At 46.7% G+C, this 21,067-nt stretch carries 22 protein-coding genes and 2 tRNA genes; 12 read left to right on the forward strand and 12 right to left on the reverse strand.

Annotated features, from left to right (window positions below; all coding sequences use genetic code 11):
• Positions 1 to 1,520: ATP-binding protein (locus AB4Y93_RS20145; protein WP_441894647.1), on the forward strand; the 1,520-nt coding region annotated here is incomplete at its 5' end.
• On the opposite strand, the gene AB4Y93_RS20150 is transcribed toward AB4Y93_RS20145, so the two are convergent.
• Positions 1,485 to 2,522: a YkvI family membrane protein gene (locus AB4Y93_RS20150; RefSeq protein WP_441894648.1), complete on the reverse strand. Its 1,038-nt coding sequence runs from the start codon at positions 2,520 to 2,522 to the stop codon at positions 1,485 to 1,487. The genes AB4Y93_RS20145 and AB4Y93_RS20150 overlap by 36 nt on opposite strands.
• A 76-nt stretch (positions 2,523 to 2,598) precedes the next feature.
• The gene (locus tag AB4Y93_RS20155) at positions 2,599 to 3,273 is read right to left on the reverse strand and encodes a hypothetical protein (protein WP_441894649.1); all 675 of its coding nucleotides are present in this window, start codon (positions 3,271 to 3,273) and stop codon (positions 2,599 to 2,601) included.
• 205 nt (positions 3,274 to 3,478) lie between these two features.
• Between AB4Y93_RS20155 and AB4Y93_RS20160 the strand changes: the two genes are divergently transcribed.
• The 4 genes from AB4Y93_RS20160 to AB4Y93_RS20175 all read left to right on the forward strand — a co-directional run bounded on the left by AB4Y93_RS20160 (position 3,479) and on the right by AB4Y93_RS20175 (position 5,213).
• Complete coding sequence (locus AB4Y93_RS20160) at positions 3,479 to 4,048, forward strand: xanthine phosphoribosyltransferase (RefSeq protein ID WP_441894650.1); 570 nt, start codon at positions 3,479 to 3,481, stop codon at positions 4,046 to 4,048.
• Between the two features lie 42 nt (positions 4,049 to 4,090).
• Positions 4,091 to 4,411, forward strand: coding sequence for a hypothetical protein (locus AB4Y93_RS20165; RefSeq protein ID WP_441894651.1), 321 nt, complete (start codon positions 4,091 to 4,093; stop codon positions 4,409 to 4,411).
• Positions 4,412 to 4,431: 20 nt separating this feature from the next.
• On the forward strand, positions 4,432 to 4,644 hold the full coding sequence (locus AB4Y93_RS20170; RefSeq protein WP_441894652.1) for a hypothetical protein: 213 nt from the start codon (positions 4,432 to 4,434) through the stop codon (positions 4,642 to 4,644).
• Positions 4,645 to 4,757: 113 nt separating this feature from the next.
• The gene (locus AB4Y93_RS20175; protein WP_441894653.1) at positions 4,758 to 5,213 is read left to right on the forward strand and encodes a DUF4362 domain-containing protein; all 456 of its coding nucleotides are present in this window, start codon (positions 4,758 to 4,760) and stop codon (positions 5,211 to 5,213) included.
• An 86-nt stretch (positions 5,214 to 5,299) separates the two neighbouring features.
• Here the strand turns inward: AB4Y93_RS20175 and AB4Y93_RS20180 are convergent.
• The 6 genes from AB4Y93_RS20180 to AB4Y93_RS20205 all read right to left on the reverse strand — a co-directional run bounded on the left by AB4Y93_RS20180 (position 5,300) and on the right by AB4Y93_RS20205 (position 8,505).
• Positions 5,300 to 5,386 (reverse strand) — tRNA-Leu (locus AB4Y93_RS20180).
• A 67-nt stretch (positions 5,387 to 5,453) separates the two neighbouring features.
• A complete protein-coding gene (locus tag AB4Y93_RS20185; RefSeq protein WP_441894654.1) occupies positions 5,454 to 6,464 on the reverse strand; it encodes a CotS family spore coat protein in 1,011 nt (336 codons plus the stop codon).
• A complete protein-coding gene (locus AB4Y93_RS20190; RefSeq protein WP_441894655.1) occupies positions 6,454 to 6,645 on the reverse strand; it encodes a hypothetical protein in 192 nt (63 codons plus the stop codon). Before AB4Y93_RS20190 ends, AB4Y93_RS20185 begins: the two co-directional genes overlap by 11 nt.
• A 52-nt stretch (positions 6,646 to 6,697) precedes the next feature.
• Complete coding sequence (locus AB4Y93_RS20195) at positions 6,698 to 7,981, reverse strand: UDP-glucose dehydrogenase family protein (protein WP_441894656.1); 1,284 nt, start codon at positions 7,979 to 7,981, stop codon at positions 6,698 to 6,700.
• A 146-nt stretch (positions 7,982 to 8,127) separates the two neighbouring features.
• Positions 8,128 to 8,298, reverse strand: coding sequence for a hypothetical protein (locus AB4Y93_RS20200; RefSeq protein ID WP_441894657.1), 171 nt, complete (start codon positions 8,296 to 8,298; stop codon positions 8,128 to 8,130).
• 120 nt (positions 8,299 to 8,418) lie between these two features.
• Positions 8,419 to 8,505, reverse strand: a tRNA-Leu gene (locus AB4Y93_RS20205).
• 144 nt (positions 8,506 to 8,649) lie between these two features.
• On the opposite strand from AB4Y93_RS20205, the gene AB4Y93_RS20210 reads away from it, so the two are divergent.
• Positions 8,650 to 9,459: a divergent polysaccharide deacetylase family protein gene (locus AB4Y93_RS20210; protein WP_441894658.1), complete on the forward strand. Its 810-nt coding sequence runs from the start codon at positions 8,650 to 8,652 to the stop codon at positions 9,457 to 9,459.
• Here the strand turns inward: AB4Y93_RS20210 and AB4Y93_RS20215 are convergent.
• Positions 9,424 to 10,116 (reverse strand): N-acetylmuramoyl-L-alanine amidase family protein, encoded by a 693-nt coding sequence (locus AB4Y93_RS20215; RefSeq protein WP_441894988.1) that lies wholly within the window; start codon positions 10,114 to 10,116, stop codon positions 9,424 to 9,426. The genes AB4Y93_RS20210 and AB4Y93_RS20215 overlap by 36 nt on opposite strands.
• A 4-nt stretch (positions 10,117 to 10,120) precedes the next feature.
• On the opposite strand from AB4Y93_RS20215, the gene AB4Y93_RS20220 reads away from it, so the two are divergent.
• Positions 10,121 to 10,465: a YqzE family protein gene (locus AB4Y93_RS20220; protein ID WP_441894659.1), complete on the forward strand. Its 345-nt coding sequence runs from the start codon at positions 10,121 to 10,123 to the stop codon at positions 10,463 to 10,465.
• 13 nt (positions 10,466 to 10,478) lie between these two features.
• Here the strand turns inward: AB4Y93_RS20220 and AB4Y93_RS20225 are convergent, their stop codons facing one another.
• From AB4Y93_RS20225 to AB4Y93_RS20235, 3 genes are all read right to left on the reverse strand, one after another.
• Positions 10,479 to 11,369, reverse strand: a complete 891-nt coding sequence (locus AB4Y93_RS20225) for a hypothetical protein (protein WP_441894660.1) — start codon at positions 11,367 to 11,369, stop codon at positions 10,479 to 10,481.
• 160 nt (positions 11,370 to 11,529) lie between these two features.
• Positions 11,530 to 12,465: a YqhG family protein gene (locus AB4Y93_RS20230; protein WP_441894661.1), complete on the reverse strand. Its 936-nt coding sequence runs from the start codon at positions 12,463 to 12,465 to the stop codon at positions 11,530 to 11,532.
• Entirely contained in the window at positions 12,462 to 14,231 is a 1,770-nt protein-coding gene (locus AB4Y93_RS20235) for a DEAD/DEAH box helicase (RefSeq protein WP_441894990.1), read from the reverse strand. Before AB4Y93_RS20235 ends, AB4Y93_RS20230 begins: the two co-directional genes overlap by 4 nt.
• Positions 14,232 to 14,663: 432 nt before the next feature.
• Between AB4Y93_RS20235 and AB4Y93_RS20240 the strand changes: the two genes are divergently transcribed.
• From AB4Y93_RS20240 to AB4Y93_RS20260, 5 genes are all read left to right on the forward strand, one after another.
• Positions 14,664 to 17,249: an adenosylcobalamin-dependent ribonucleoside-diphosphate reductase gene (locus tag AB4Y93_RS20240; protein ID WP_441894662.1), complete on the forward strand. Its 2,586-nt coding sequence runs from the start codon at positions 14,664 to 14,666 to the stop codon at positions 17,247 to 17,249.
• Positions 17,250 to 17,611: 362 nt separating this feature from the next.
• On the forward strand, positions 17,612 to 17,989 hold the full coding sequence (locus AB4Y93_RS20245; protein WP_441894663.1) for a hypothetical protein: 378 nt from the start codon (positions 17,612 to 17,614) through the stop codon (positions 17,987 to 17,989).
• A 143-nt stretch (positions 17,990 to 18,132) separates the two neighbouring features.
• Positions 18,133 to 19,143, forward strand: coding sequence for a glycosyltransferase (locus AB4Y93_RS20250; protein WP_441894664.1), 1,011 nt, complete (start codon positions 18,133 to 18,135; stop codon positions 19,141 to 19,143).
• Positions 19,144 to 19,686: 543 nt separating this feature from the next.
• Entirely contained in the window at positions 19,687 to 20,307 is a 621-nt protein-coding gene (locus AB4Y93_RS20255; RefSeq protein ID WP_441894665.1) for a DUF3885 domain-containing protein, read from the forward strand.
• Positions 20,308 to 20,594: 287 nt separating this feature from the next.
• Positions 20,595 to 20,984 carry a hypothetical protein gene (locus AB4Y93_RS20260; RefSeq protein WP_441894666.1) on the forward strand — a complete coding sequence of 130 codons (390 nt, stop codon included), beginning with the start codon at positions 20,595 to 20,597 and terminating at the stop codon, positions 20,982 to 20,984.
• Positions 20,985 to 21,067 lie beyond the last annotated feature (83 nt).

Genomic DNA, 21,067 nt, shown 5'->3' on the forward strand with positions numbered 1-21,067 from the left:
AGCAGCGCGTGCGCGCGGCACTCGCGGCGCTCGTCAGCGCGCCCGCGGAAGCTGCCGCGGCACTGCTGGCGGAGCCGCCGCAGCCGAGCGCCCGCGAGYAGCTGCGCGCCGCAGCCGAGGCGCGCGCGTCCGCGCTGCAGCGCAGCGAGCAGCTCGGTGCTGGCCGCCACGAGCTGGCGCGCCGGCATGCGCGGCTTCGAGCTGCCGCCGGCGAGCGCCGCGAGGCAGCAGCCGCCGCGGCAGAAGAGCGTACAGCTGCTGCCCGGCAATGGCGCGGCTGGCTGGATGCACTGGCGCTGCCGGACATGTCGCCGGATGCTGCGCTCGAAGTATTCGAGCTCGCCGAGCAAGCTTTGCACCGGCTCCAGCAGCTGGACCGCCGCGCGGCGAAGAAAACCGCCGCGGACACCCAGCTCGCCGCCTTCGAGGCGAGAGCGGCGGAGCTTTGCGCCGGCTTCCCTGACGCGGCGCAAAGACTGCCAGCTGAGCCCGTGCTTGGGCTGCGGCTCCTGCAGGCAGAGCTGCGCCGGCAAGCAGCGGCGCAGGATGAAGCCGCTCGCCTGGATGAGCGGCTTCAGGCCATACATATCGCGATCGCTGCAACACAAGACAAACAGGAGCAGCTCACTATCTCCATCCAGAAGCTCTACGAAGCGGCAGCATTTACGAATGAAACAGAGTTTACCGCAGTCCTCGCACATCGGACGCGATTAGAAGCTATCGATGCAGAGCAGGATAAGCTGCAAATCGAAATGACCGCTGGTTTGTCGAGGCAGCGAATTGAGGAGCTTGAGCAGCTTCTCGCTGCCCATGACGGAGAAGAGCTTGGAAAGCTTCATTCGGAGCTTCAGCTTAAGGTGCGGCAGATGGAGACGAACAAAGCGGAATGGCTTGATCGACGGGGGAGAGTGCGGCAGCAGCTGGAGGATTTACTCCAAGAGGACAAGCACCGTGAGCTGCTTGCAGTGAAGGAAATGACCATCGCTCAGCTTTCGCAGGATGCGGAGCGTTATGCCGTGCTGGCTATCAGTGCTTCGCTTATCCGGGCTACAAAAAGGATCTACGAGGAAGAACGGCAGCCTGCGCTGCTGAAGCTGTCGAGCAGCTTTGTCCGTCAATTGACCGAAGGAAGATATATCCGGGTTGTAACAACACCTGATTTGCCGTCTATACGTCTTGAAACCTCAGACAATAAGTTGGTGGATTCGGTTATGCTCAGCCGAGGTACAGCGGAGTTAGTCTATTTAGCTATGCGTCTTGCGCTGGCTGTAGAAACAGCAACAGCAGCGAACATGCCGCTGCTGTTAGATGATTTATTTGTTAACTTAGACCGTCAGCGCCTGCATGCAGTTGCCGGTCTGCTAAGCGAGCTATCGGAGAGACGTCAGCTCATCCTGTTCACCTGTCATGAACATATCCGGGATGCGCTGCAGGGTCATATGCCTCACGCTATGCTTGTTCAATTGCCTGGCGCTCGCCGGCAGTTAGTGAGCCATCTTGCGCCTGATCACCAGGAATAACCAGCCTAAGCTGATCAGGCCAAAGATCGGATAAAGCGTTGAGAGCAATGGACCAAAGCCGATTTGGCTGGCCACGAAACAGAAGGCGAGCACAATCATCGTCAGCATCGAACGAGACCATTTTAGACGTTCCTGCAATTGAAGGGTTAAGCCGTAAATATCGGCTATGAGTGTTGTGAAAATTTCAGCAAAGATCAAAAAGATATAAATATACTGCACAACAGAGCCAAGCTGTTTGGCGATCCCGCCCATTGGAATGGCATACTGCTGAATGCCGGGCATATGGACAGATAATGCGATATGTCCGGCAAGCAGCATAAAGCCGATGCCGATCCCGCCAACCCATGCGCCAAGTACAATCGTTTTGCGGTCTTTAATTTCTGCTCCCAGCGGGACAAGCACCGCTTGTGACATCGAAAGGTTAAAAGCGGTATACAGAAAAGGCGCAGCCCATGCTGCCCATATCGAATGATCTGTGACAATCGTTGTAAACCTGTCGGATTCCGGAGTTTGGAACGTGTCGATCATAATAATAGTCGTAAACAGCAGCATGATGGGTACAACGATTGCATTGACCGTTAAGATTGCCTTCATGCCTTTGCGTAACAGGAAGTAGCAGGCCGCAATCGTGATAAGTAACCCGGACTGATACGAGATATTCCAATTCTCATAAAAGATCGTGCCTGCACCTGCGAGCATGACGGCCGTTACACCAAGCAGGACGACCAGCATGAAATGACTAATCCATTTGCCGTATCTGTCGCCAAACAGTGCAATGTTCAGGTCCTCATAGGATTTCGCCCCGATTTCGCTCGCAATAATCATCATTTTACCGCCAAGCCATATAAAGAGCGCCGTTGCGACGGCGATTGTCAGTGTACCCCAATAGCCGAATCGGGTAAAAAACTGCAAGATCTCTTGTCCAGTCGCAAAACCGGCGCCCACAATTGTGCCCATATAAGTAGAAGCAATTTGCAGTACCTTACCTGTACGCTTTAACATGGCATGTCCTCCCGAAATAACCTTCTATAGTAAAGGTATGTCCGAATGAGGACGAGCATGACAGCTTGTTAACAACTTACGTCACAGCCAATAGTTTGATGGAGACGATCTTGTCATGATCCGGATCCAAATCAAACTTCAAGAGCGAGTCTTTTCCTTCATAAGTAATAATGAAGCTATTTTGCGATGACGGCTTTCCAAGCGCTTTAAGAACAGCATCCGAACGGTCTTCTACATGAACGCCACTTAATCCGGTTACGATCGATTTATCATAAACCTCTATATATTGGATGGTATGCTTATCGTTAATGCCGACAGCGAAACCTTTATATTCATGTACTTCGATGGATTCTGATTCATCCTCCAAGCTGTAAATATCAACTGCCTTGCCAAATCGTTCAGCTACCAGCTTATTAGAATCTCCGATGGACAGGCCAAGCATGATGGGATGTGAGGCGTTCCAAGCCGAAGCTTGCTTTGTGCTGCTGCCCCCGGTTGAAGCTGCGCTTGTATCTCCGCCTTCATCAAGCGATTTAGGTTCTGATCCTGTTTGTCCTTCTTCTTGCCCCTGAAGATACGTTTTCTGTGGAGAATCACCTGATAAATAAGTGCTTGATTGATCATGTGAAGGTTGTTCATAGGACTTAGAATTTGGAACTAATTCATTGGAGCAGCCTGTTGCTGCAATTAGTGCGAAGGCAAGGGCGACTGCCCATTTTGCTGCAGCATATTTCCGTGTTCTCTTGTTCATGCTCTGCGCTCCTTTTGGGTCGCTATTCCATTTGTCTTATCATTATAAACGTCCATAACTGGGAAAAGTTTCTTCCTTTATACGTCTCTTCTATTATAAAAGATTCCTCTTCTTCTGAGCGCAAAAAATTGAAAAAGCCGGGTTGCGTTGTTTGCCCATCCTATGGTAAGTTATCGAAAAGAGATTTTGGTGGAGGGAAATAAAGATGGATATTTTAAAAGAGCGAATTTTAGAGCAAGCATCGGTGCTGTCAAACGATGTACTGCGGCTGGATTCTATACTTAACCACCAGGTCGATCCTGCACTTACGATGGAAATGGGACATGAATTCGCAAAACGATTTGCTGACGAGAACATTACGAAAGTGGTTACGATTGAATCTTCGGGTATCCCGGTTGCATATGCAACTGCTTATGTACTAGGTGTACCACTTGTATTCGCACGTCGCAAGAAAACTTTAATCGCGGACCCGGATGCTTATTCGGAGCGTGTTCCATCCTTCACAAAAGGTATTGTCACTGATATTATGGTGTCTAAGCAGTTCTTAGCGAAGGAAGATAAAGTATTGTTTATCGACGATATTATCGCTAATGGCGATGCTGCTCGTGGACTTATTAAAATTATTGAAAGATCCGGTGCAAGCCTGGTTGGTATGGGCATCGTCCTGGAGAAATCGTTCCAGGCGGGTTCCAAAACACTGCGTGAGCAAGGTGTTCGTGTAGAATCACTTGTAAATGTTTCTTCTTTGAAAAACGGGCAAATTCAATTCGACTAAGTTATAATGAGAGAGTGAAGGAACCGAGGGGAGGCAGCAGCAATGTTATCTACTGAATTTTTGTCTGCGAAACTGGAGGACGCGAAAGTTCACTTCGAACGCGCGCTGGACTGCAAGCATACGGAATTTGATGATTTGTATCCTTATATGATTGAGCATCCGCAATTTTTCTGGTACAAGCGTTATGTTGCATGGTCAGAACTTCTTACGATTGTTAAGCTTTGTGATGAGCTCGAACAGGAATGGAAAAGTCATTTCACGGAACGTCAGGCTGAATATATTGCAACACGCGTCATGTCCTCAAGAGTGCTAGATGAATGGTATGAAACAGAAACAAACGATTCGAAAGAGCATGTCGGTTAGTTTGTTCGGAGGTTATAGCGGTGATTAGTGAAGAGCAGTTAGACCAATTCCGCGTGAATGGTGAATTAGTCCGCGTTATACGTGATGAAATGGAAGTAAACGATGTGGTTGGGATCCTCGTAGCATGGGATGATACGTCGGTTGTGATCCGTCGGGCTAACAGACGGGTCGTTAAGCTCAGCCGCGGTTATCGTTTTGAGCTTGCCTCAAGTGAACGTGGTTCCACCATTTAATATGAAAGAACTTTTGAAAGCAGAAGCCCTTTTAGTAAAGGGTTTCTGCTTTTTTATTTTAATTAGTAACCTTTTATCTAAAAAGCTCGTCTTTTAGGTAATGGGAGGAAACAATGAAACCAATCGTTATACTTACCGTCTTTACTTTATTAATTGCAGGCTGCTCTAATCAAAACGGTCATTCAAGTGGTGGAAGTAAACCTTATTCCTATGAAGAAGCCATTAGTAAAGGTGATGTTGTCTTTTTTAACGACGTACATAATGTCGAGAAATTTAATCAATTCTTAACGGACCTCGGCAATAAGAAAGTGAGCAGTATCCGAGTGACAGGTTATACCGATGAGGGAGATCCGATCTTTAAGGATTTGAAGTTTGATGGGGAAGTTATTCATTACACGTACGATGATTCTAATGATAAATTTGGTGGAACTCAAAAGGGAGTACGAACAGATACTTGCTCGGAAGTGACAAGTGAGAACGTGGAAGAGGAAGTGCAGTATACACTTAGTGGGTGCACCACCAATGATTCTGAAATGAGTTATTTTCTCCTTCGTACGAAGAAGGAATAATGGCTACTCAATAATCCAGTCAACAACAAAAAAGGGCTTTGGTTCGTCTATTGCTAGACTTTCCAAAACCCTTGCGTTATTAAAGTTGGTGCGGTCGAGAGGACTCGAACCTCCACGGCTGTTACACCACTAGAACCTGAATCTAGCGCGTCTGCCAATTCCGCCACGACCGCAAATGTTACTGACGAAGGTAATAATAGCATTTTCTCTTAGTTATAGTCAAGCAGTTTATTATTCTATTCAGAATTGCCGAACAATAGAGCGCCAGGAAGCTAATACATGCTCGCGGTCATTCTCTGACGAGATATAGCCTTGCAGCTTGCGCAGTGTGTTTGAACGGTTCCATTCCGTTCGTTTATTGAAATATTTGCTTGCCAGTCCGTAGAACAGATGAGGAAACAAGAGATCAGCATAAATGATCTGACATTCTTCCTCAGATAAAGGATGGACTTCGCGGTAGGTGCGGAGCATGCTGGCAGCTTTGGAGCTGTTCCAGCCATATTTTTTCATCACTTTATTAAAGATTTTGCGGATATCCCTAGCCGGCAGATCAAATGTGATGGAATCCATGTCGATAATGACAAGCCCCGAACTCGTCTTAATCAGATTAGCAGCAGCGAAGTCCTGATGGCAGAGGTTTTTCTGAACGGCCGCTTTATTGACCCAATTGGCGTAATAAGGGCCTTGCACCCAGGATAAGGCTTCTTTGCCTTGGCTGATATAATGATCAGCATGCTGGACATATAGTTTCTCAAACTCAGTGGTGCTGCTGCTTTTCACTAGGCTCTTGAAGCGGACGAGCTCTTCGAGATGACGTTCATAGCTTTGCGCCCAGCGGCCAAGATGAGCACGCTCATTGGTTGTGCTGTTAGACTGAAAGCCCCGTGAGGCGAGATGGAAGCGTCCAAGCTCCTTCATAATTGCAAGCAGATCCCCATTCGAATAAGACGGCTGAGAGCCTGAGATCGCATCGGATAAAATATAGCAGCTGCCCTCACTATCCTCGGCGTAATCTTTACCGGCAGATGTTGTAACCATAGCAGGAATAGGTGCACCATTGTTCTGCAGATGCTTAATCGCTTGGATAAGGAAGAGCAGCCGCTGTTTGGCTGCAGGAGACTTTTTTAATATCTTTGTCCCAGCACTAGTGGATACTGTCCAAGCTGCTTTTTTATCTTTATCGCTTATTAGAGAGACATTTTTTACTCGAAGCGGATATTGGGCAAGGACGGCTTGAACGTTATCCGGCATAAATATATTGAATTCCGCCGCGGTTGTCCTTGTCTGGTAAACTGTCATCGGTAATAGAATAAATGGTTACCTCATGTTTTTTGCCAAGAAAGGGAGAGATCCCATCCATCATAATTTGAATCGCTCCGCCTCGAATGGCAGGGGAGGGCAGTTTTTCCGTACAGATTAAGGCCAGTCTCATAGTGAGACATCCTCCGGTCAGAATCGAAGTATTTGTCACTTTATGGGGTATTTTAAGGTCGCCCTATACCGGTATATTCAAAGCCAAGACTTTCAAGCTTTGCCCGATTCAGACGATTACGTCCATCCAGAATGACAGGACGCCGCATAGCCTGTTTGACGGTCAGCCAATCAGCCTCCACGAATTCCGGCCAGCAGGTCGCAACAATAAGTGCATCTGCTTGCTCCACGGCTTCATAAGCACTTTCGCACCAGATAACCGATGGAAGTGACGGATGGGCAAGGGGATCATAGGCATATACGTGATACCCGAGCTTTGTCAGCTTTTTCATTAAGGCAATGGCTTGTGATGCACGAATATCATCCGTATTCTCTTTGAATGTGGCTCCCCATACCGCAATTCGCTGGTTATGGTTACATTCGCCTAGCTTTGATTTAAGTTTATTCACGTATAGAGACAGTTGTGAGCGATTGATTTTCTTCGCTGCGGTTAGCATCCTTAACTTCATTTGCTTACTTTCAGCCGCATGAATAAGTGTGTCTACATCCCTTGGCAGGCAAGAGCCCCCATAGCCAAGGCCGGCCTGCAGAAACTGAGGCCCAATTCGTTTGTCGAGACCAATTCCCTCCGCTACTCGGGTAATATCTGCATCAAAGGCTTCACAAACCTTTGAGATCTCATTAATAAACGATATTTTGACAGCGAGAAAGGCATTGGACGCATATTTAATTAATTCTGCTTCCCGATTAGTAGTTAGCAGGAAGGTGGTATTAATGGTCTTATAGAGCTCTTTCACTTGTAGAGCAGCAGATTGTTCGACAGCTCCGATTACAATACGATCGGGATGCTGCGTATCGTAGATAGCAGTTCCTTCCCGTAGAAACTCAGGATTGGAGACGATATGGAATAAGTCTGGGCTCACAAGCTGTGTGAGGAACCATTGCTTGATTTGATCTGCTGTTCCCGGCGGAACCGTACTTTTTATAACAATTGTTTTAGGTGAACGAATCATGTCTGCAATATTCCTTACAACACTGTGAATAGCGCTTAGATCGGCACTTCCATCTTTGCTCGGAGGAGCTCCGACTGCAATCATAAGGATAGGACATTGAGAAATATAGGCAGAGACACTGGTATCAAAAATGAGCTTTCCCGATTCCATATTACGAAGGAGCATGGCTGATAACCCTGGCTCATAGACCGGAATGACGCCTTGTTTCAGCTTATCAATCTTCGCTTCATCACGGTCTGTGCAGAAGACTGTATGACCGATGTCTGCCAGAACCGCTGCTGTTGTAAGTCCTACATAACCGGCCCCAATGATACAAATATCCATTCATACACCATCCTCTCGTTAATGTTGCAGTATATGATTTGACTGCAAGGAAAGGTAACGGCGCATGCTCATGAATCTAGTAACGACAGCGAAATAGAAAAGACTCTCCTCATAAGAAAAGGAGAGCCTTGAAAAGGGAATGATTCTTACTTGACGTCTTCGTCGTCTTGCCAGCGGGAGTCGCCGCAGTGATCTTTATGATGATCATCTTTGCAGCAAAATTTACGGCGCCATTCTTCATATGCCTCACGATCCCACCATACATCGTTGTTGGAGAGATTGTCCGAAAAACATTTTGTTCGCACATCTTTTTTCATTCGTATGCCTCCTCACGTATGTGAAAGTTCAGCATATGAATAAAAGTTTGATAGAGTTATAGATTTAAGAGGCAGACAAATAAAAAAGGCTCCAGCTCATGCGCTGAAACCTCTTATGTATGGTGCGGTCGAGAGGACTCGAACCTCCACGGCTGTTACACCACTAGAACCTGAATCTAGCGCGTCTGCCAATTCCGCCACGACCGCATACGTTATTACTTCTGTTATGGTAGCATGGCCCCAATTCATTCGTCAACCTATTCGATAAAGTTGCAAAATTCAGCATATTTTTCCTTGATTGGACAAACAATGAAGAAGATAACCGACAGGAGATACTAAGGGGTGTATGTCATGAACAGAAAGACTTTGATCATATGGATGCTAGGGCTGTTGTTCATGCTGCCAATTGGCAGCGAACAAGCGATGGCTGCTGAAGAACCAGGTAAGACGGTGAGACAATTCGCAATCGTGATTGATGATTTCGGTAACGGAATGAACGGGACCGCTGAGATGTTGAAGCTGCCCGTTAAGTTTACGGTAGCGGTTATGCCCTTTATGCCAACAACGAAGCAAGACGCGGAAGAAGCACATCGGCTTGGTCATGATGTCATCGTCCATATGCCCATGGAACCGAATAAAGGCCTTAAGAGCTGGCTTGGCCCAGGAGCGATTACGGCTGATCTCAGCGATGCCGAGATTCGGAAACGGGTAGAGGAAGCTATTGATAATGTGCCCTATGCTGTTGGAATGAATAATCATATGGGCTCCAAAATTACGGCGGATGAACGGATTATGCGGATCGTCCTGGCTGTCTGTAAGGAGAGAGGTCTGTTCTTCCTCGACAGCCGTACGACCTTTAAGACCGTTGTTCCCAAGGTGACGCAGGAGCTTGGTGTACCGGCTTTGGCCAATAATGTATTTCTCGATGATGTATATACGGAGCAGCATGTCGCGAAACAAATGACAATTGCCAGAAAACATCTAGAGTCCCATGAAACTTGTATCGTAATTGGTCATGTCGGTCCACCGGGCTTAAAAACGGCAGCCGTCCTAAAGGCATCGATTCCAACAATGCAATCGGACGGCCAGGTGCAATTTGTTAAGTTGACGAGTCTGCTGCCTTCATTATCGGGTGATCCATTTATACTGCCGAATCCCTGAAGCAATAGCTGAAGCAATCTTCAGCTGTTGACGTGGATCAGTGAGCATCGTTCGATCCCCCGAGTTGCTGATAAAACCCATCTCAACAATAACGGCAGGCTGATCGACACGACGAAGCAGATAGAACGGCTTGCCTTCCCTTGGATAAAAAGCGGTCTGCTGGTGTCGATTCAGCGTATCTTGGATGCAAAAAGCGAGTAAAGCACTTTCGCCGGAGGATTGATGAAGAACAATCGGACCATGCTTGGAATTATCCTTCGTCCAGTTCACATGCAAACTGACGAGCATAGTCGTCTTAATCTCCTCCGTTAATTGGCGCCTCTGGGATAAATCACGTTTATGACGGGATCTGCTTAAATGCCATCTGTTGTCTTCGCTTAAGGCATAATCTCCCGTGCGATTCAGGACGGCAGGGATACCTTGGCTGTTAAGCAGCAGGTACAGCTTTCGGGCAATGGCGAGATTAATGTCCTTTTCCAAGGTGGAACCGGCCGTTGCTCCGCCGTCTATGCCTCCGTGTCCGGCATCAATTAAGACAACAGCTGAAGGCATTGTCCAGCCATCTTCGGGAGCCTGTGTGAGCTGCTGCTCGTCCTCGGGTATGGCAGCTGATAATGGTTGTGAACAGCACATTAATCCGAACAGCAGGACTCGCATTATTTTGAACAACAACTTGATTCCTCCTTCATCATGCCTGGAAGCCGATATCGTGCAGCTAAAGATAGAGTGGCTCAATGAAGGAAAACTCATGCATGTTTATGATTTGATGAATTCGGGCAAACTTCATGTAACAAATAATTCACCTGAGGTGATCTGTATGGCAAATGGACATGATCTGATTAAATATATGACCGTGGAAATTGTGAACTATATCGATACGCCTAAAGATGAACGTAAGCAAGCCAAAGCGTCAGCCAAGGCAACTAGGGAGCATTGGCTGACGCGCTGGTTCGGCTGGGGGCCGACTAGTGTTTTGTTATGGTGGAGAGGTCGTACGGAACGTTAAACGTTATTAAAGGTTAATGGTAAAATGAACCGAGCTCGGCAAGAAGCTTAAGGGGAATATACCTTGTGCTATTGCCGAGCTCGTCTGTTTCCAGCGCGGCGTAAACAGTACCGTTATCATCCCAGCTGTGATAGCCCGTAATGGACCAAACATACAGCATTTCCTTATTGTACCTCTCAGTAACATAACGGAGCGGCTCCTTCGAGCTCAAAGCTTTCAGGACAATACTTGTGTTATCTGCTGATGCTACGAGTGGTTTCTCTGTCAGCCACGGCATTCTGCTATAAGGATCAAAGGAACGGCTCCGAACAGCTCTGCCAATGGAAGATCCGTCTTCCATGGCATATTTGGAGGCAAGCTCTTCTTCCGATTTTGCTGTTTTATTCCACGTTGCTTGCTGAAGCGGTAACCATTCTCCACTTGCGCCATCCAAGTAAGTATCCTCCGCAGCGCCTTTTATATGCCACACAGCAAATAACGGATGAATATATAAAGCTTCATTTGCCTCTGATAAAGAGGAGATAAGTTCAAGCTGCACTAACGATTGCTGCAGCGTGTTCTGGTCAAACAGATAATCCCCAGTTCCATACTCTCCAAGGGCAAAACCGCCATCTTTCTTCGCTTGAATAACGAGATAACCAAGAGACTTCTCCTTTAATTTCACTATCGCTATCCAGCTATGTGTACCGGGACCAAGCGGCTGCACGATAAAATCAGCCTTGTTCCAATCTTGGAAGTTAGACTGCTTCGCAAGCTCGTCCATCCAGCCGCGAACAGTTGTTTGAAGCTGTTCTTCCTGTGAGATTGAAGGCGGCAATTCTTCCGCTTGTAGAGCTGTAACGGAGAAAAGGAACGTAGACATGATTAAAGCGGCCATGGTTGTATTTCGAATCCACTTACGCATAAGGCACACCCTTTCCTTGAATCTACATAAATTACGTTCTGAATGACATGATCCAATTATATTGGACAAGCCCGCAGAAGGCTGTTGGAACCTGTCGCGGGCATCATCTTATATAACGTTCTAATTTTGGCGTAAACCTGCGAATGCCGTCTGATTGACCCTATTCAATACCTTCCAGGTGGAAAATACCGCAGTTAATGGCGGAAGCCGTCACTCGGGGTTCATATTGCCACTTGATCTCGGTCTGGCGTTGATTGAATTGTTCTTCTACCTTTGCCTTGGTCTCATCATCTGCTGCATGCTTAACCAAGGGATCATAATAATGGCGAATTCGATCCAGTTCTTCCTCCAGCCTTGCTGCTGCATCAACCGCCCAATTGTAATCATATCCCTTCAGTTTGCGTTCAAGGGAAGTCTCGATAATTCCTAAGGCTTTGGTAAAAGACAGTCCGTTTCGTGTTAAATGAACATTGGAAGGAAGACGCGGCGTCAGCTTCAGGTTTTTCAGACGGTCATAGAAATTCTCGACAACCATGCCTGTTGCGAGGGAGACACCATAGCTGTGTATCTCCTCACGCTTGCGGTCACAGGCGAATTCGACGCGCATATTAACGCCTAACCATGCTGTGTACGGAGTTGATTGGAAAGGAGTGCTGGACCGACGTTCAGGATCTTGGAACAGATTGACGTAGCTGCCCGATGATTTGGCTGCTCCAAACAGCTGCTCCAGCTTGCGGGAGCCAAAGTACAAATCTTCTCTTGGCGTGCGAGCACCGCTGGCCAGATTGTTATTAACGAACCCGAAAGAACGGTTTAACGCTGCATCAACCGCAGAGCTTGCCTGCGTTGGCACTGGAGCTGGCGCAGCCATAATTTCTTCATATTTCTCCTTATCGGTTACGAACAAATAGGTCATCGTCTCCGGTTCGGAGTCCGTACGATCTACAAAGCTCCAATAGAAGGGACGGTTCGTCAGCTCGCGATCAGCAGCAGGGGAGAGCTTGACGATGAAATGCGCTGGTGATTTTTCAATAATGGAGCATTGCGTTGCCTCAAGAAATCGTTGTACGTATTTATGGACCTGCTTTGAATTCACGGTCTCACCTCGACTTTCTGGCCGAGTGCAGTCATCTGACCTAGAATCGTTGGTCCCTGTGCCTTCTCAGAAGTGTCTGTTTCTTTGCGAAGCTTGGAAATGGTTGAACCAAGATGGTTAAGCTTTTGCTCCAAGTGGGCAGTGTCTCCTCCGGACTCAAGGAGCAACTTGGCAAGCTGCTGCTCAATGGAACCCGCATCGGTCTCGATCCGTTCCAGAATGTGATCCAATTCTCCGATAACAAGCTCGAACAGGTTGATTTTCTCATGCAGCAGGTTCACGATATGCTCCTCGATTGTCCCAAGAGTACAAAGATTGTATATCTTCACATCTTCCGTTTGACCAAGCCGGTGAACACGGCCGATCCGTTGTTCAACCCGCATCGGGTTCCATGGCAGATCAAAGTTGATCATATGGTGACAGAATTGAAGATTAATTCCTTCACCGCCGGCTTCGGTCGCAATTAAGATTTGGGCACGCCCGCGGAACAGATCCATCATCCAGTCCTTCTTGCCGCGGTTCATGCCGCCTCGATATGGTACAGCCAATATGTTGTGGGAGCGGAAAAACTGCAGCAAATATTCCTGCGAAGCCCGATACTCGGTGAAGATAATCACTTTATCATTAATTTGCTGGACTAGCTCCATCACTTTCTCGGCTTTTGTATTGGCATTGATCTGCTTAATAAACTCAATTAGCCCCCATATTTTCGGGCGGATAGGAGAATCCTCTGATGTTTTCTTAAACAGATTAACTAGCGTAATAAACACCGCATCCCGACTGCTGCACACTTCACGCTGCAGCGTGACGAGCGGAAGCATACTCATCATATCAACGCCATCTTCCTTATAGCGATCTCTGACGAAGGCCGTTACAGCGTCATATAGAGCTTTCTCTTCCGTTGACAGCTCAAGAGGGATATTTTTCACGATACGTTTCGTAAATGAAATACCGCCATCCCCCCGCCGGTTGCGGATCATGACGGAAGACAAGGCGTCCTGAAGCTGATCCTCGTTCTTTGGAAGACGCTTGTCGACAACGAAATTCGCGGCGAACTCGCTTTGACCGCCAAGCTGACCGGGCTTCAGCAGCGTGATCAGATTATAGAGCTCATCCAGATCGTTCTGAATCGGTGTTGCGGTAAGAAGGAGGCAATATTTTTTACGAAGCTCCAGTGCAAATTGATAGTTTGTTGTCTTCTTGTTCTTCAGCTTATGCGCCTCGTCAATGATGATCAGGTCATAATCTTGACCGAGAATAATGTCACGATGAGGATCACGCTTTGCCGTATCAATGGAAGCAACTACGACATCATATTGCCACGTATGCTCTTTCTTCTGGGCAACGGCGGAGATGCCAAACTTTGAATTCAGTTCTCTGACCCACTGGAGGACTAGAGAAGCGGGAACAAGAATAAGCGCTCGCCGGACGAGGCCGCGTACCATGTATTCTTTTATAACGAGGCCAGCTTCAATGGTTTTGCCAAGGCCAACCTCATCGGCAAGAATCGCTCGCCCGCCCATCTCATGTACGACCTTTCGTGCCGTATCGATCTGATGTGGCATTGGTTCAAAGGAAGGCAGTGAACGCAGACATTGCAGCTGCTCGAAGCTTTCAACTCGCTTCGCCTGCTCGGCTTCCATCGATAATTGATAGAGCGTCCAATCGTCCCAAGGTCCATTTTTGGCAACACGGCTTTGCAGCTCCTCGAACCAGGTACGGTCGCATTGCAGATCAACAAGCGGATGAAGCTTGCGTCTTACTATGGAGTCCTCGGAAGAAGCGGGATTCGCATTTGCCTGATTGTTATTAGTAGAGGTCACGATGGCAGCTCCTTTCGATTTCCAGCAATTAGAGATAATTGTCACTAGTATGGCCTTTTTCAATCATTCTTAACAAGCATGTGTCGAACTTTGAAGGAGGCCGCTGCGCTTCAAGGTGAAATATAGACATTGTGTTGAAAATGTTGACATTCCTATATGCTAAAAAACGAGCTAAATTAGGGAGAAGACAAGCAATAGAAAGAGAATAGGCGATGTAAGCGCAGAATAGCGGGGAAATAGGTGAAAATTGGGGTGTATACCGATATGTAGTATAGTATAATGATGAGTACACACAATATATGGTGCCCGATTCATACAATAAATAGGTGTGCAAAGCGCTATAAGGGGACATGGGAGGAAGGACCAATCGTGGTAATGACGCGGAAATTGGAAGGCCTTAGCGAGAAGATATTTTTGGATCGCTATGCTTGGAAAAATGCCGATACAAGTAAAACAGCTGTAGGGGATGTAGTTCTGGTCCTGACGAAGGATGATCCGAAATTTCCGGCCAAAGAGGTTGGAGAAGTGATTAAGCGAAGCGGATCTGAAGTAACTGTAAAGCTCAGAAGCGGGGATACGATGACAACCAGCGTGGAAAAACTCACGCTTACAATAGAGAAGACACCGGAAGAAATGTGGGACCGTCTCGCTGGCGCGATGGCTGGTGCGGAATCAGGGGATGAGAATCAGCAGCTATGGACCAATCGTTTCCGTTATATTCTAGATGATTGGAAGCTGGTACCTGGCGGTCGTATTGCTGCAGGTGCAGGTGCAAGCGAAGAATTGACGCTGTTTAACTGCTACGTTATTCCATCACCGAAGGACAGCCGCGGCGGTATTATGACGACGCTCTCTGAAATGACGGAAATTATGGCTCGTGGAGGCGGGGTTGGTATCAACTTATCATCACTTCGTCCTCGCCGCGCTATTGTGGCAGGTGTTAACGGTTCGTCGAGCGGTGCCGTTTCTTGGGGTGGTTTGTTCAGCTATACTACTGGCTTGATCGAGCAGGGTGGCAGCCGCAGAGGCGCGCTGATGCTGATGATTAACGACTGGCATCCGGATGTACTTGATTTCATTACAGTGAAGCAAACGATGGGTCAAGTGACCAATGCCAACCTGTCGGTCTGTGTCAGCAATGGCTTTATGAAGGCTGTCAAGGAAGATCTGGAGTGGGAGCTTGTGTTCCCTGACACTAAAGATCCTGAATATGATGAGCTGTGGACAGGTGATCTGGACGCATGGAAGAAGCTTGGTAAGCACGTTGTGCCTTACAAAACAGTCCGTGCACGTGAAGTCTGGCATACGATTATCGAGTCGGCATGGAAATCGGCTGAACCAGGCGTCGTCTTCATGGAATACTACAACCAGATGTCGAACAGCTGGTACTTCAACCCGATTATTTGTACAAATCCATGTGGCGAGCAAGGTCTTCCAGGCTGGGGTGTCTGTAACCTTTCCGCGATTAACTTGTCCAAGTTTTATGATGGAAGCAAGCATGAGGTGGATTGGGAAGAGCTTTCGAAGGTTACGAGGTGGTCGGTACGTTTCCTTGATAACGTTATTGATACTACACCTTATCACTTTGAAGAAAACGAGAGGAACCAGAAGCTCGAGCGCCGCGTAGGCCTTGGTACAATGGGGCTAGCTGAGCTGATGATCAAGCTTGGCATCCGTTATGGCAGTCCAGAATCGCTTCTGTTCCTCGATAAAATATATGGATTTATGGCACGTGAAGCGTATCTGGCTTCTGCTGAGATTGCAGCAGAGAAAGGTTCGTTCGAAGCCTTTGATGCGGAGAAATTCCTGCAAAGCGGCTTTATGAAAAACATGGTATCGGAGTTCCCTGAAGTGGGAGAAGCGGTTCTGGCAAAAGGAATCCGTAACGTTACCGTCATTACACAAGCGCCAACAGGCAGCACGGGTACGATGGTAGGCACTTCTACAGGCATCGAGCCGTACTTCGCTTTCGAATACTTCCGTCAAAGCCGCCTTGGCTTCGACAAGCAACTCGTGCCAATCGCGCAAGATTGGAAGGATGCACATCCTGGTGAAGAGCTGCCGGATTACTTCGTAACGGCGATGGATTTGTCCGCGAAGGATCATATCCGTGCACAAGCTGCGATTCAGCGCTGGGTAGACAGCTCGATCTCGAAGACGGCGAACTGTCCAAGCGACTTTACGGTTGAAGAAACAAAAGAGCTGTATGAGCTTGCGTTTGATCTTGGCTGTAAAGGCGTAACGATCTACCGTGACGGCAGCCGTGATGTACAGGTGTTGTCGACGAAGAAGGATGACAAGCCAGATGCAGCTGGTGAAGCAGCTGCAACAGTGGAAATAGTGGAGGATCAAGATTCACTCGAGTCTCTTAACACGACTTTGAATGCGAAAGTCACGCCTCAAGCGGAGCAGGACTTTGACAAGCAATACAAACGCCGTCCGCAAATTTTACGCGGCGCAACCTATAAAGTAAATACGCCATTCGGCATGGCTTATATTACGATTAATGATCTGAACGGTATTCCAGGTGAGATCTTCCTGAACGTAGGCAAAGCGGGATCTGACGTGTTTGCGATGGCCGAAGCGCTTGGCCGTGTCTGCTCCTTGTTCCTCCGTTATGGTGATCATGGTAACAAAGTGAAGCTCTTGATCAAGCATCTCAAAGGTATTGGCGGCACAGGCGCTATCGGATTTGGAGCGAATCGTGTAGAATCGATCGCTGACGCGGTTGCGAAGGCACTTGAGATTCATATCGAAAGCACAAACGAGCAGGCGGCGGCTTATGAGCCGGTGAAAACTGCACCTGTGTTGGAAGCTTCTCCAGCTGCTGCTGCGGTTGATTCGCATAAGCATGGCGAGGTAACCTCGCGTGATCTTTGCCCGTCTTGTGGTTCGGCTTCTTTGCTGAATGTAGAGGGATGTAAACAATGCAGCAACTGTGGGTATAGCAAGTGTAACTAATAAATGCAATGTGCATAACAAAGAACACAAAAAAAGAGGTGTCCCATAAGTCATTTAAATGACTAAGGGACACCTCTTTTAAATTTGGGTTAAACCCCAATAGTGTGGAGTGGAGATGGACTAGAAAGAAAAAAACGAGCTTCCGGGCTTCAAAACTTAATTTTGTTGTAATAAATAAAAATGCAATAAACAAACTAAAGAGGGTAGTATTGATTCGCCGATAAAGTAAGGCTACCATCTAGTTTTAATATCCTAGTTTCTATACTTTGAGTATTTTAGTATTGATTAAGTTCAATAATATCAACACCCGAAAAAACGTAAAAGTAATGATTGCGTTCACTTCCTCGATGGAGGCTGAGTCCATGTTAACGACACAAAAGATATTGGATTTCAAAAAAGCCGATACTCACTGGGCTAAAGCAGACATCTATTATCTGCAGGGCAAGGACATTATCAGCGGCGTTAACGACAGCCAGTTCTTGCTGAATAACGCGATCATGCGCGGCGAACCCCTGAAACTGATTGCCGGTGCCGCCGGAGCGGACGTGTCCGCGTTCAAGAACAGCTCGTTTGCGGATATCAAGCCTGGAGTTTGGTACTCGCCTTACTTAGAATGGGAGAAGAAGAATAGCATCGTGCTGGCTCTCGGGATCCAAGTCCCACGGGCAGAAACGTTCGCCCCCCGGCTACCGCTATCTTACGACCCTACAAAAAAGAGGTCGACCAGAAAGATCTGGTGACCTCATAATACGAACGGGCATGATAGTTAAGAGGCGTTTAAAAATGAATACAGATTGAATTAGCCGTGCCCTGCTCTGGAGTCAGTTCATATCCTACAAAGAATGCCTATGGAAAGACACTTACCTAAGGAGCTGGGGGATAATTGAGAATTGCTCTAATCTCGACGAATACGATTCCTGTCCCGCCGAAGGGTTACGGGGGCACGCAGCGCGAGGTTCATTATTTGACTGAAGAATTGGTCAAACGGGGACACGAGGTGTTTCTGTTTGCCAAGAAAGGGTCGAGCTCGAACGCGACCCGAACGTTCGAATATGAATCAAACGATCGAAAAGAACAGCTCGACTTCATCATTAAAAACCTCCCGCCCAACGTGGACATCATACATGATCATTACGGCATCGTCGCCAAGGCGAATCCGCCGATTCCTACCATCGGCCAATCGCATTCCCAAGGAAGCGATAGCCGTATTCAGATTCCGGTCTATGTCAGCAAATTCATCCTGCGTAAATTTGGGAAACGAAGAGGCTACGCCGTCTACAACGGCATTCGCATGGATGATTACACGTTCAGGACCACCAAGCAGAACTACATGCTCTTCCTGGGGAGAGTGATCAAGAAAAAGGGCGTTCACCTGGCCATCAAGGTCGCCAAGAAAACGGGAAAGCGGCTCATCATCGCCGGGACGCTGAACGACAAGAAATATTACAACTCCAAAATCAAGCCGCATCTGGGTAAAAATATCCGCTATGTCGGCATCGTCGGCGGTGAACGCAAACGCCAGCTGCTCGCCAACGCCAGCTTCGTCTTGTTCACCTCGACGTGGGATGAACCTTTCGGTCTAGTCCTCGTAGAATCGATGGCTAGTGGCACGCCCGTGCTTGGCTTCCGGAAAGGCGGCGTCACTGAGGTGCTTCGGGGCATGCCACAGCTGCTGTGCCGCACAACCTCAGACATGGCGGCGAAGGTCAAGAACCGCAAGAGACTGCCGGCGGCCCGAAAGCTCCGGCGTTATGTAAGAACACGATACTCCGATATCATCTTGACGGACTCGGTTCTGAAGCTGTACCAAAAGGTTCTCGACAACAAATTGTACAAAATCAGGAGTAATACGTTGTGGAACCGTCAAAAGGCCGAGCTTCTAGGAAAAAGATAGAAGCGTTGTTATTGATAAATCGGAAGGTCGACACTAAAGGGACACAAACAACAGTAATGCCTGGCTGCCGGATAAGAGGAATGAGCTAATTCGCCAAGCGGAGGAGAATAATAGAACTCTACAAGACTGGATTTTGGAGCGTCTTGATTGATTAAGTAATTACTTTTGCGCTTCTTATATTTAAATAAAAGTAGACCCCCCACGACTAATGGGGAGGTCTACTTTTTTTTGTATAACGAACGTGACTATCCCAATAAACCTTCTTCTCAAATAGATTTATGCGTTGTCTCAAACTAGTAAAAGAAAATCAACTCAACGCATTACTTAAAAAAGGATCATTTTTCCTGTATTCCTCAAAAAAGAATTATGATATAAATTCTAAAATAAAAAGAATTGAAAAAGATACGGCGGGTCACGCAGGGGAAGAAATGGAAGTTGAAAGATGCTAAAGACAAACGAGTGAAATCCTTAGCTGGAGACGGTAAAATTATTAGCGATTAAAATCAATCCATTCCTATAAACGTTTTTGAGGAGGAAGTTGTCTTGTCAACACGTGAGTTATTAGAATCGTTGTTCCCAGATCTATCTCTTCGCACAGGCCTTTATAATGTTTGGCCAATTGGAATTCGATTTGAATTAGGTGATCTTGAAGCATTAGAAACTGATATGAAGCTATATATGGAGCAGGTTTATTACCGTGCAACAAACATTTTTAAGCATTTATTTAGTCTTGAAGATGATACGTACTTGATTGTGAACGTAATAAACGAGGGTTCTAGAACCATTACAAAAACAAATGTGTTCAAAAAATATATAAAATCTAAAAAAGTGTTACGGAATCTTTCTTCTTATACAGAGGCTAACATCAATGATTCAGATTCCGAATCCATTCAGAGACTGTGTTTAAAATGTAGCGTTTCGGATATAAGCTACAATAACTTAATTAAAGCAATTTGTAATACCGATATGGGTTTGAAACCTAACGTCAAACATGAGGTTTTCTTTGTGAATATTAGCAAAGAAATTATTCTGCAAATTTATGATGATAGGGGATGTGATGTCATCTCTACAAATAGAGAACAATTAAGAAGTGTTTATAAAGAATTTAATGATTGGATTTTAGAATACAATCGAAAAGAGATTGAAGAAAATTTCACTCTTTAAAAGGAAAAGGTACTAATGAAAAATCAGCCCCTAAATGGAGTGCTTCTGGACTGCATCATTGTAATGAGGGATATACTCATGATTAATGCGGACAAGTAATATAAATTGCAGTAGGTACTTTCAAATAAGCCGATATTCCAATGAGAATATCGGCTTTATTTTTTTATACGAACAAAAATACGCGATCTATCAGGTATTAACCTCGTCCAATGAGCCTCCATGAAGAAGTTGTCGGACGACAAGAACATATATCAAGAAAAGTCGCATAAACTGCGGCTTTTTATTTTTTGTATAGAAGTTCTTGTCGTGAGCTCAAGACAAGAACGACCACATTCGCTCTTGGCACTTCTGCAGGCGACTTAACAGCCTCCAGCATGCATTTGGGATATTTAGCTTCCGGAATAATGTTTTTTGCTTTGCTATTCATACCCGCATTATGTTATCTGCTGTTTCATCTGAAAGAAATTACAGCTTTCTGGATAGCTTATGTTTTGACTCGTCCTGTGGGCGCGTCCTTCGCGGATTGGCTTTCTGCGGCACCAGGCCATGGCGGTGTTGGTTACAGCAAAGGACTCGTTAGTCTAGTCCTCTTGATTGTGATTGTGCTTCTCGTTGTCTTTCGAGGCGGTACCCCTGCAAAGATGGAGGAGAGTCAGCAGGTCGCTGTTAGTCAGTAATGGGGGATCTTCTTATTTTCATGCTCATTTCATAGTTTATTGGTATATTTAAGATCTATGAAATTGCAGGAGGTAAGATAACA

It is taken from the genome of Paenibacillus sp. YAF4_2 (assembly GCF_052113225.1).
In the GTDB taxonomy this organism is placed as follows: Bacteria; Bacillota; Bacilli; order Paenibacillales; family Paenibacillaceae; genus Pristimantibacillus.